Consider the following 11670-nt stretch of genomic DNA (forward strand, 5'->3'; position numbering starts at 1 on the left):
CCTGATGGCTGCTGTGAGTCTGGGTGTGCCTGGCGCCGGCCTGGCCGCCGGTGGGGTCTCGGTCACCAGCTATGGCCACAGCGCCCTGCTGATCCAGGGCGGTGGTGCCACCGTGCTGGTGAACCCCTTCAAGGCCGTGGGCTGCGCTGCCGGCCTGGCGGAGCCGCGGGTGCGCGCCGATGTGATCCTGGCCAGCAGCCGGCTCCTCGATGAGGGCGCCCCCGTGGCCTCCGGCCGGATGCTGGTGACCCCCGGCTCCTACCGGGTGGCTGGCCTGAAACTGGAGGGGGCCGCCATCCCCCACGACCGCATCGGCGGACGGCGCTTCGGCCAGGCCACCCTCTGGCGCTGGAAGCAAGGCGGCCTGGAGATCGCCCACCTGGGCGGAACGGCTGCGCCCCTGCGCCCCGAAGACCGGGTGCTGATCGGCAAGCCAGATGTGCTGATCATTGGCGTAGGCGGTGGTGCCAAGGTGTACAGCGGCGCTGAGGCGGCGGCGGTGGTGCGTGCGCTCGAACCCCGGCGGGTGATCCCGGTGCAGTACGTCAGCGGCAGCGCCCCAAGCGGCTGTGATCAGGGCAGCATCGAGCCCTTCCTGGAAGCGATGAGCGGCACACCTGTGCAACGGGTCGGACGCACAGTGAGCTTCAGCGCGCCCCTGAGCGATGGGCCACAGATCAAGGTGATGCGCTGACCATCAGCGCTTCGATCTCCTGGTAGGCCTCCCAGAAGCGTCCCATCTGCTCGCGGGTGCCGAGGCTCACCCGCAGGGCCCCATCGATCAGAGGTTTGCCGGCCATGGAGCGCACCAGGATGCCCGCCTTTCGCAGTTCAGCCTCCACCAGGGCAGCCGGCCGGGAGGGCCAGATCAGCAGGTAGTTGCCCCCAGCAGCGTGGTGGCGCGCCCCGGAGGCTTGGAGTTGCTCCAGCAACCACTGCCGTGCCCGCAGCACTTCGGCCACGTAGGCGTCGGTATAGGCCTGATCGGCCAGGGCGGCGCGGGCTGCCGTCACGGCAAAGCTGTTGATGTCATAGGGGCCGGTGACGCGGCCCACACGGTCCACCAGGGCCGGCGCACCGATCGCGAAGCCGATGCGCAGGCCCGCCAGACCGGCGGTCTTGGCCAGAGAGCGCAGCACCAGCAGGTTCGGATTGGCCGCGAACGGATCGGCGCCAAGCCCTGTGCCGTCTCCGGGCGAAACCGCTGGGGCGCGCAGAAGAGGGGGCAGCACGCTGTCGCCTGTGAAGGCCTCATAGAGCTCATCGACCACCACCAGCGTGTCTGGAGCGGCAGCCGCCAGCTCCAGGATCCGCTGCGACGCCAGCCTGGTGCCGGTGGGGTTGTTGGGATTGCAGATCAGCAGGATCCGCGGCGGATGCCAGTCGCCGCTGGCTTCGCCGGCACCACCGGGACCGAGCAGCGCCGCGCGGATCTCCTCGAGCGGGTAGGCGAAATCAGGCAGCTGGTAGGGGATCGCCTCGATCGTCATGCCCTGCATCCGGGCACAGGGGGTGTAATAGCCGAAGGTGGGACTGGTGGTGAGCAGCCGATCACCCGGGGCGCCGTAGGCCTGGAACACCGCATGCAGGGCGGCATCGACGCCGTTGAACAGGCCGATGTGGGCGGGGATGAGCGCATCAGGGCCGGCAGCGGCTTCAGTTACGAGCGCACCGATCACCGCTTCGCGCAGGCCGTCGTATTCGGGATAGATGGCGTAGTGATCGGCTGGGATGGCGCGGATCGCCTCCACTACCTTCGGGCTCGGTCCCACCGTGTTCTCGTTGAAGTCGAGCCGCAGCAGGCCGCGGCGGCCCTCCAGCGGTGCGCTGTAGGCAGTGAGTGTTTCCACCTCGGGGCGGGCGCGCACCCGGTCGTCGCTGGTGGCCTTCAAGCGCACAGGGCAGGGAGGATTCGAGCGTAGACAACCCGCCCCTACGAATCGCCCGAAAACCCCCACCCGCCTCGGCCTCAGCTCTGCTCCCGGTGGGAGAGGGCCTCCAAGGCCAGCTCCCGGATCTCCTCTATTTCGGTGCGATCGAGCCGGGCCGCCGAGACGGGGGCGGCGGTGGTCATCACCTTGGTGCGGCTCTGGGTCTTCCAGCAGTCGAAGCCGATCAGCGGCAGGGAGGAAACGCGGCGGGCCATCGCCCAGAACAACACGTAGGCGGCCAGCAGGCGGCGGAACGATCCGAAGCGGGATTCCCGCAGCGCCTCGATCCCATCCCCGACATGGGGGTTCTTGCCGTCCTCGCAACCGGCATGCACTGGGCTGGGCAGAAGCAGCGCCTCGCTGAACGCCTCCTGCCGCACCCTGGGATCGGAGCTGACGGCGACGATCTCCGGACCCACACCCAGGTGGCGGATGCCATCGGCTTGGCGCCCTGTCAGGATCGCCGCCTGAGCCAGCGACCGCTGCCCCTCGCTGCAGCGTCCATCAGGCACCCCCAGGAACAGCAACGTGCCGCGCACAATCCGGTGGGCCTGGGTGTGCAGCAGGTGATCGCGGGGATCGGCGCCCTGCACGTCGATGGCGGTGATGCCAAAGCTCAGGGCGAACAGCTTGCTCACATAGTTCACCAGCAGCTGGTGCACCCCCTCGGCTTCGCCGATCACCACGGTGCGGCGGCCGGTGCGGACCAGCAGCGGACGGCCCTGGGCCAGCCGCAACACGACGGTCCAGCACCAGGGACCGAACACGTAGAGCGCCACATCGGCGGGCACGCTCACGGCAAGCAGCAGATCCATCAGCCACTCCCCCTCGTCGACCCCGACCAGCGGCAGCGCGATGCTGATCCAGGTGCGGAACAGGGGCATGGAGAAGGTCACGCTCACCAGGATGTAGAGCGCCTGGATCAGCCAGGCGAAGGGGGTTTCGAGCACGTTCAGGGCCCAGCGCCGGCCGGTACTCCGCAGCTGCCGGGACACCCCGGTGGGCCACCGTTGCCCGTCGGGGTCGGCGCCGACGATCTTGACCACATCCTCGACGAACAGGTAACCCTCCATGTTCTCCAGGGCCAGCAACTCTTCCGGTGGGAGATGCAGGCCCAGGGGACGCTGGTCTGGAAAGGCCTGCCGCACCTGGCGGCAGAGGCAGAACAACAGTTCGGTGAGCGTCTGGTGCATGGCGGCCACGCTGGCCGTGGCCGGCTCGGCGATGCGGCGCCCGGCGCCGGTGGTGAACAGCCGGCGGCAGAAAGGTTCGCCTGGGGCCAGGGCCTCCAGCAGCGGCGATCCCAGGAAGCTCGTGGGTTCACCGGTGAGCACGAACAGTTCACGGATCACCTCCTGGCGTACCAGCAGGTCGCCTGTTTCCGCCACCTGGCGGCTGGCGAATGTCTGGCCGGAGTGGCTGAGCACCAGCAGGATCGACTGGCGGGCGAAGCCCAGTGTTTCGATGTCGTACTGCAGGTGCTGCAGCACTGCGTTGGCGGAGAGGGCCCGCACGTTCAGCAGGGGCATCAGGTTCTGCAGGTCGCGGGCGAACTGCTCACCCAGCCAGAGGCTGTTCTCCACCCCGGTGATCAGAAGGTCCACGTGGCGCGATTTCGCCAGGGTCGGATCCAGTCCCATTCCGCTGAGCACCGCCTGCTTCTGGGCCAGGTGGGCCGCCTTGGCAATCAGGAACTGGGCCAGGTGATCAGCGCTCTGACGGTTGGCGGAACCGGGATCGATCCAGTCGTTACGGATCGCAGCCAGCAGCCCGGGGATCGAACGCAGGTCGTCGCCCACCGGGTCAGGGCGACGGCCAACGGCACGACGGCGGGAGGAGCGGTGGGCTTTGGCCGGAACACTGAATGGACCCTGTCCATAGAAGTGGCGGCGCTCCAGCCGCTCCAGCTCCGGCACCTCCCGTCCCAGCGTGAGGGAATGGAGGAGGAGGTCGGCGCTGGCGAGCACCGCCACCTCACCAGCGTTCTGATCGAGGTCGATCCGGTAGGCGCCACGAACTCCGGCCAGCACGGCATCGACCGCAGCCGGTTCGGAGGCGTAGACCGCCACCGCCGCCGCTGGATCGAAACCGAGTGTGATCGGCTGGCCGAGGCTGGCGAGCACCAGCCGCTCCGGCCAGGTGGAGGACACCACCACCAGCCCGAAGCTGCCCCGGGCCAGCTCCATGAACTGAGCCACCGCGCGGTAGGGATCGTTGCGCAGAAACGCTTCGATGCTGGCGTCGATCCAGCGGCGCAGCAGCTCCGGGCCGTGGCGGCGCAGACGCACGTCAGCCGCGAGCCGCAGCAGGATCAGGTCTGCGAGCCGCTGAACGGCGGGATCACCGGGATCGAAGGCGGCCGAGGGCTGCTCCGCCAGCACCGCCCCGAAGCCCGCCTCGAAGGCGGCCGTCCAGCGTTCCAGCTCCACCGAAGCGGGCTCGGTGCTGTCGTGGGGGAACACCTGCTGGGCCGCCAGCCGCACCGCCGCATACCAATCCCCCTGGGTGATCAGCAGATCCATCAGACCGGCAATCTTGGGCGAGTCCCCCACTGCCGCATGGCCCTGGTGCAGCACCCGCTCCAACCAGCAGCCCAAGGCGGTGAACTCCAGTTCGGCCGTCGCCAGCTGGAAGCGCTCGAAGTCGCCGTTATGGGTGATGCGGTGCTCAACTGTGCGCCAGGCGCTGGTCCAGCGCCCCTCCTGCCAGCTCCAGAGGCGGCGCCGTTGGGCGGGGCACCAGCCATGCCAGTGGGTCTCGATCACCTCCGGCGGACCGCTGGTACCGAAGCGGTAGTGGCAGGCGGCCAGCAGTCCGGTGGCCAGGGGCCGGTGGCCCGCCCGGGCGGCCTGGCGGCGGCGGCGGCCGAAACTGGCCTCCATGGCAGCGGTGAGCTGGCCCCGCTTGGCGTTGACCAGCTTGTGGCCCACGAAGCCGGGGTCACCATGGCGGTCTCCCACCAGCACCAGAGCGCCACCGGCCTGGGTCCCACGGATTTCCGTTTCCAGACCCATGGTGCGCAGGCGCTCGATGGCGCAAGAGGGCAGAAGCTCGCCAGGTGGGGATGGGGTCGGGCCACTGATGAAGCCGAAGTTGCCGCAATGGAGCCGGCTGCCGCGGCCACTGACGGTCGCGCACCAGTCGGAGCGGGAGGCCAGCAGCAGCGCCAGGTTGGCCGCGATCGCACTGGCCAGCAGGGCGGGGGGCAGGCCGGCGGCAGGTCCCATCAGGACCACGATGGCAATGGCATTGAACAGCAGCCCGCCGGCCGCCTTCAGCCGCACCCGCCATGGGGACGGGGACCCCACCGCCAACCAGGGCAGGGAGCTGGATGATCCATCGGACAGGCCGATCGTGACCAGCGGCAGCAAAGTGCTGATCATCGCGGCCGCTGAGCGATGCTCCAGCAGGTTCGCCAACCGCAGCACCGAGGCATCCACGTCGACCAACGCCCGCACCAGGGTGTGGCCGGCGCCATGCAGCAGTTCCGCAGTGACCCAGCTCAGGCGAATCCCGCAGGACAGCGCCACGGTGCTCCAGAGCGGGGCCCCCTGATCCAGGCCATGGCTGCTGCCGAATGCCAACGCCAGGGCCGCCAGTTCTGGCCAGGCCCGTGACAGCCCAAGGCTGAACCATGGAGAGGGCCCAGTGGGTGTTATCGATACGTCTTTCATGGATCAGCCTCGGGTGATGGAGGCAGAAGGGATCAGGCCCCTTCGTCCGATGCGATCACTGTCGGTTCACCCTTGCTGAGTTGCGTGGATTCCCATCACCGCAACCCGTCCATTCCAAGACGTTCCGTTGTCATGCTGATGACAACAAGACTTCATCGAGAGTCCAGTCCGCCGCTCCCAGCCGCTGTCAGCATTGGGCTCCCACCACTGCTGCCGGCCGGCCAGTCAATTAAACGGGAATGGACACCTCCTTCGACAGCAAAGAGCTGCAGGCCTTTCCCCTGTTCGCCGCACTGGAGCCCCCCCTGCTGGAGCGCCTGCTGCACCAGCACGGCATCCTCACGATCCCGGCCTCCCACCAGTTGGTGTTCGAGGGCGACTGGGGCGACGGGTTGTTTCTGATCCGCTCCGGGGTGGCCAAGGTGCGCCACATCACCCTGGGCGGAGGGGAGGTGGTGGTGGCCCTGCTGGGCGTCGGCGAGATGGTGGGCGAACTGGCCATGTTGCTGGGCAACAATCGCCGCTCCGCCGACGTGGTGGCGCTCACCTCGATGGAAATAGTGAAACTGCGCTGGTCGGCGGTCCGGGAGGACCTCGAACGCTGGCCCGATTTCGCCCTCACCCTGGCCCAGCTGGAGGCCCGGCGCCTGATGGCACTGGGCCAGCGTTTCCGGCTGCGGGGGGAAGATGCCACCACCCGGGTGCTTGGGACCCTGGCGGAACTGGCGCGCAGCACCAGCTACGCGGCTGATCCGCTCAGCCCGATCCCCGACATCACTCAGACGGAGATCGCCACGATCACCGGCCTGGCCCGGGGCACCACCTCAAAGGTGCTCAGCCAGCTGCGCGGCAAGGCCGTGCTGGTGGATACGCCGGAGGGGATGCGGATCGCGGCCCTCGACCCCCTGCGCAAACGGGGGTTGATCGAGGGGTAGCGGCCCTTTACATCCTCTCCAGGGTGGGAATGCCAAGCAGGCCCAGTCCGAGTTTCAAGGTGGCTGCCGTGAAACGGCAGAGCGCCAGGCGGGAGGAGCGGGAAGGCTCTTCGGCCTTCAACACCGGCACCTTGTCGTAGAAACGGTTGAACACCTGGCTGAGCTCGAACAGGTAGCTGCACAGCCGATTGGGCAACAGCTCCTCCTCCACTTCGGCAATCACGGCATCGAACTTGAGCAGTTCGCGCACCAGGTCCCACTCCTGTGGCTCACTGAATCGGAGCTCCGCTGGCAGCTCCGGGCCTGGGGCCCCGACCGCGGTATCTGCCCCAGCGCCCCCCTTGCGGGCGATGCCGGCGATGCGCACCACCGCATAAAGCAGATAGGGCGCCGTGTTGCCGGCCAGTGCCAGCATCCGATCAAAGCTGAACTGGTAGCTGGTGATCCGGTTGGTGGAGAGATCCGCGTACTTCACCGCGGCGATACCCACCGTGGTGGCCGTGTGCTGGATGAAGGTCTCGTCTTCCGTACGCCCCTCCTCCGCCAGCCGACGGCGCAGATCGGCCTCGGCCCGATCCACCGCTTCATCGAGCAGGTCCTTAAGGCGCACGGTGTCGCCTGAGCGGGTCTTGAGCTTCTTGCCGTCGTCCCCCTGCACCAGGCCGAACGGCACGTGCTCCAGCCGACCCCCCACCGGTACCCAGCCGGCGCGGCGGGCCACCTGGAACACGGCGGCGAAGTGACTGGCCTGGCCGGCGTCGGTCACATAGATGAGCCGCCCCGCGCCATCGCCATCGGGGGCGGCGGCAAAGCGGTAGCGCAGCGCGGCCAGGTCGGTGGTGGCGTAGTTGAAGCCGCCGTCGCTCTTGCGCACGATCAGGGGCAGCGGCTGACCGTCCTTGCCCTTCACCCCTTCGAGAAACACACAGCCGGCGCCGGCATCGGTGACCAGCAGTCCCAGCGCCTGAAGATCGGCCACCACCGTCTCCAGCAAGGGGTTGTAAAAAGACTCACCCCGCTCGCTCAGGCGGATATCGAGCCGGTCGTAGATCTGCTGAAACTCACGGCGGCTCTGCTCACACAGCAACTGCCAGGCGCGGCGGCTGACCGGATCGCCGCTCTGCAGCTTCACCACCTCCTCGCGAGCGGTGGCCTGGAAGGCCGCGTCGGCGTCAAAGCGGGCCTTGGCCTGGCGGTAGAAGGCCACCAGATCGCCCAGGTCGATGGCGTCGGCGGTGGTGAGCGCCTCGGGGGCCACCTGCTTGAGGTGGGTGATCAGCATTCCGAACTGGGTGCCCCAGTCGCCCACATGATTGAGACGCAGCACCGGATAGCCGCGGAATTCCAGCACCCGGGCCAGCGCGTCCCCGATGATCGTGGAGCGCAGGTGCCCCACGTGCATCTCCTTGGCGATGTTGGGGCTGGAGAAATCCACAATCACCGGGGCCAGCAGCTCAGCGGAGCTGGCATGGCCGGGATCGTCCGCCGCGCTGAGCACCCCTAAACGGCCATCCCCCAGGCGGGCGCGCAGCTCCTCAGCCAGCCGCTGGGGCTTCAGGGTGAGGTTGATGAAGCCGGGCCCAGCGATCTCGGCAGGCTCGCAGAGCTCAACGAAGGCAGGATCGCCGCCGAGCTGCTCCACGATGGCGCCGGCAATGGTCCGGGGGGGCTGCTTCAGACGCCGAGCCAGGGCCAAAGCTCCGTTGGCCTGGAAATCACCGAATTCCGGCTGGCTGGCCGGCGCCAGCTGCGGATCGAGGGGGGTGCCCGCCTGCTGCGCCGCCGCTACCTCGTCTGGGAAGGCCCGCTCCAGGGCCGTGCACAGCTGGGCTTCGAGGGCGTGGGCGATGCGACGCATGGGTGGCGGGTGCGGCCGGAAGGCCGGGGGAGTCGACAGGTCAGGCTCCGATCATCCCTCCTGGGGGTCGGCTTTCAGAAGCTGGGCCCGTTCAGGCGCTCAGCCCCAGCTCCTGCTCCATGCCGGCTAGCACCACATCGGCCACCAGCTGAATGCGGTAACGGCAGGCCTCGGTGACGCTGCCGTCAAAGCGGCCGTGCTCCCAGTACTTGTTGCTGCCGGCGCCGCCGCCGCAGAGACCGAAGTAGGCGCACTCCTGACGGCAGAGCTGCACACCGGCTTCAATCTCGCCGCGCACCCTCTGGAACTTGTCGGTGGCCATGCAGGCTTCCAGGCTGCCCTCCAGCACGTTGCCGAAGACGAAGTCGCCGTATCTGGCGGTGGCCACGGCCAGCAGTTCGGGATCGAAGGTGGAGAAATTGCCCCAGGCATCCACGTTCACGATCGCGAAGGGCGTGTTCATGTCGGTGGCCTCCAGGCGAGCCTCGCCGCAGGCCAGGCTGGTGATGCCGTCGAATTCGCGCAGCCGCAGCCGTTCGGGCTCCGCGCGGATCCGCTGCCAGAAGCGCTCCATGAAGGCGCTGTAGCGGCGCTCGCTGTCGGGCCGCTCGAGGGTGGAGCGCAGATTCTCACCCTCGGTTTCCTCCATGTTGAAGCCCACGTCGGCAATGCCGCTGCCCGTGAAGAAGTCGTAGAGGGCATCGGCCTGATCGAGGGCATCGGCCGTGAGCACGCAGATCACCTGGAAGGGAATGGCGCGGCGCTGCAGGGCCGCGATGCCGCGCATCACCGCCCCATGGGTGGGCAGGCCCGTGCGGGTGCGGCGGTGGGCGTCGTGCAGGGCCGCCGGTCCATCCATGCTCACGCCCACGTGGATGCCGTTGCGCTCGAAGCAGTCGCACCAGGCATCGTCGATCACCACCGCATTGGTCTGCAGCGACTGCACGATGGTTCCGGGCGGCAGGCCACGGCGCTTCAGAGCCAGGTCGATCCGCTCAGAGGCCGCGTCGTAGAAGGCGATCGGCATGGTGAGCGGCTCGCCCGCATGCCAGAGCAGGGTGAAGCCGCCCTCGATGAACGGACTTTCGAGCACCCGCTCCAAGGCCGCATCGAGGATCTCGAGCGGTAGCCGGCTGCGGTCATCGCGGCTGGGCAGGTAGCAGTAGTCGCAGTCGAGGTTGCAGAACGGCGTGGGCTGCACCACCAGCAGACGCAGCGGACCAGCCTGAAACGGTGCGGATGCGGTCACCAGTAATTGCGCCAGCCACCGTTACGGAAGCCGCCGTTGCCGAAGCCGCCATTGCGGAAACCGCCGTTGTAAAAGCCACCATTGCGGAAACCGCCGTTGCCGAAGCCACCGTTACGGAAGCCGCCGTTGCCCCAGCCCACCCTGGGACCGTTGACGAACACCCGCGCCAGCCTGCCGTCGCCAGCAGCCTCGGTTCCGCCGGCTTCTGCGTCGTCCTGCGCCTGGATGGCGGCGGCGATGCGGCGCAGGCGCTCCTCCATGACATCCGACCGGCGGGTCTGATCACCGGCGGGTGCAGTCGAGCCCGAAGCCGCGATCGCTCGGCCCAAGCCTGGATCCAGGGGCAGGGATGCCGCCAACAGCAGGATGCCGAAGAGCCGGGAGCGGGTGTAGAAGGCCATCGGAGCGGGGAGGGAGCGGGGTTGAAACGGGAGCGGCAGAAAACGGCGGGCCGGGTTGGGCCGACCCAGGGCATCAGGGAGCGGCGGGCCTGGCGGGGGCCGCTCCAGCCTGGGTGGGCAGTGGCCTCAGGGCCTCCACCCCCAGCAGCACCGCGTCGAAGTAGTTACGTATCTGCTCCGGCGAACGGTTGAGGGCACTGCCAGGGCCCACCCAGCGATCGATGGAGGCCACCGCCTCCGGTTGACCGTCCAGGTACCCCTGCAGCAGCCGCGCGATCGCCAGGTTCACCAGATTGCGAAAGGCGGAGTCGTTCTCAGGCACGAGGCAGGCCACGGCGTAGCGCTCGTAGGGCTCAGAGGGGGTCTGGGCCAGCGCTCCCGCCTTGCCGCCGGCGGTCAGGATGGCCAGGCGGACGGTGTCACCGATCACCCCATCCACCGAGCCGGCGCGCAGGGCTGCCACCGCCTGGGAAAGATCCGCAAAACCAACGGGCCGAGCAGCCGGCTGAATCCCTCTCAGCTCGGTTTCGCCGAGGGAGTCGGCGACCACGCCGATGCGGCGGCCCGCCAGCGACTGCGGCGATCCGTCGAGACGGCCGGCAGGCGACAGCAACCGCAGGCCGGACAGACCGAACGGCATCGAGTAGTCGAGGGTGATATCACGCTCCCAGGTGAAGGGCACGCCACAGGCCAGATCGCCCTTGCCCGCCTCGAGGCGCTGACCCAGGGAAGCGGGGTCGGTCACCGCATCGAGGCGCACGCTCACGGGCCGACCCACGGCCACGGCCAACTCGGCGGCGATCCTGCCAGCCACCTCCATCGCCAGGCCGACCGGGCGCCCCTGGGCATCGAGGCTGAGCAGGGGCGCCAGGTCGGGACTGCCCACCAGCACGAGCACGCCGCTGCGAGCGACCCGGTCGACGACACTCTCCGCGCGAGCGGAGGCAGCCGGCGTGAGGCCAGCAAGCAGGGCCAGGCAGCCAGGCAGCAACCAGCGGCACGGGCGAGAGCGAATGAGACGCGGCACGGACGGTCGCAGAACAGACCTCCACCAATTTGGGCATGCCCGCCGGTTTTGACCAGCCTTAGCTCCGCAGTGCAGATGCTTTGTGATGAGCTGCCATGGAACCAGGTGGAGAAACTGCTTGAGCCGCTGCTAGTGCTAGCGCTGGTTCGTGCATGGCAGACGCAGACGCAGGCGATGGGACTGGAAACGACAGCGGCCCGCGATCCAAGCCCAAACGACGCAAGCTTGGCGGATGCCGCAACACCGGCCTGGGTTGCCCATGCCGTGGTGTATCAGATCTTTCCCGACCGCTTCCGCCGCAGTGGGCACGTAAAGGCCCAGGAGGGGCTGGCCTTGATGCCCTGGGGCAGCGATCCGGCCCTGCAGGGATTCCAGGGTGGCGATCTCCTCGGCGTGATCGACGCCCTAGACCACCTCCAGGGGATGGGGATCACCTGCCTGTCGCTGAATCCTGTGTTCTCCTCCGCTGCAAATCATCACTACCACGCCTATGACTACAGGGCACCTCGAATAATCGGTTAAATCGGCGGCAACAAGAAAGCAGGAACCAACTCAGCCCGGCATGCCACGGCTACACCAAGGGCCATATCGCACA

General features: G+C 68.3%; 8 protein-coding genes and 1 pseudogene. 3 read left to right on the plus strand and 6 right to left on the minus strand.

Going from position 1 to position 11670, the window contains the following annotated elements; translation table 11 throughout:
• Positions 1–4 precede the first annotated feature (4 nt).
• A complete protein-coding gene (locus CJZ82_RS07530) occupies positions 5–694 on the plus strand; it encodes an MBL fold metallo-hydrolase (RefSeq protein ID WP_233130105.1) in 690 nt (229 codons plus the stop codon).
• On the opposite strand, the gene CJZ82_RS07535 is transcribed toward CJZ82_RS07530, so the two are convergent.
• Positions 678–1892 (minus strand): histidinol-phosphate transaminase, encoded by a 1215-nt coding sequence (locus CJZ82_RS07535; RefSeq protein ID WP_094555172.1) that lies wholly within the window; start codon positions 1890–1892, stop codon positions 678–680. The two genes, CJZ82_RS07530 and CJZ82_RS07535, sit on opposite strands and share 17 nt — an antisense overlap.
• Before the next feature lie 77 nt (positions 1893–1969).
• Positions 1970–5515 (minus strand): hypothetical protein, encoded by a 3546-nt coding sequence (locus tag CJZ82_RS07540; RefSeq protein WP_143593567.1) that lies wholly within the window; start codon positions 5513–5515, stop codon positions 1970–1972.
• A 329-nt stretch (positions 5516–5844) separates the two neighbouring features.
• Here CJZ82_RS07540 and CJZ82_RS07545 point away from each other — a divergent pair, with 329 nt between their 5' ends.
• Entirely contained in the window at positions 5845–6540 is a 696-nt protein-coding gene (locus tag CJZ82_RS07545; protein WP_094555174.1) for a Crp/Fnr family transcriptional regulator, read from the plus strand.
• Positions 6541–6547: 7 nt separating this feature from the next.
• On the opposite strand, the gene argS is transcribed toward CJZ82_RS07545, so the two are convergent.
• From argS to grrP, 4 genes are all read right to left on the minus strand, one after another.
• Entirely contained in the window at positions 6548–8398 is a 1851-nt protein-coding gene (gene argS, locus CJZ82_RS07550; protein WP_094555175.1) for an arginine--tRNA ligase, read from the minus strand.
• Between the two features lie 91 nt (positions 8399–8489).
• Positions 8490–9647, minus strand: coding sequence for a cyclophane-forming radical SAM/SPASM peptide maturase GrrM/OscB (gene grrM / locus CJZ82_RS07555; protein WP_094555176.1), 1158 nt, complete (start codon positions 9645–9647; stop codon positions 8490–8492).
• Complete coding sequence (grrA, locus tag CJZ82_RS07560) at positions 9644–10048, minus strand: GrrA/OscA1 family cyclophane-containing rSAM-modified RiPP (protein WP_094555177.1); 405 nt, start codon at positions 10046–10048, stop codon at positions 9644–9646. Before grrA ends, grrM begins: the two co-directional genes overlap by 4 nt.
• A gap of 73 nt (positions 10049–10121) precedes the next feature.
• On the minus strand, positions 10122–11075 hold the full coding sequence (grrP, locus tag CJZ82_RS07565) for an extracellular substrate binding-like orphan protein GrrP (protein WP_233130100.1): 954 nt from the start codon (positions 11073–11075) through the stop codon (positions 10122–10124).
• A 174-nt stretch (positions 11076–11249) separates the two neighbouring features.
• On the opposite strand from grrP, the pseudogene CJZ82_RS07570 reads away from it, so the two are divergent.
• A pseudogene (locus tag CJZ82_RS07570) lies at positions 11250–11573 on the plus strand (alpha-amylase family glycosyl hydrolase); the annotation flags it as partial.
• Positions 11574–11670: the final 97 nt, after the last annotated feature.

This window comes from Synechococcus sp. 1G10, from assembly GCF_002252625.1.
Taxonomy (GTDB): domain Bacteria; phylum Cyanobacteriota; class Cyanobacteriia; order PCC-6307; family Cyanobiaceae; genus Regnicoccus_A.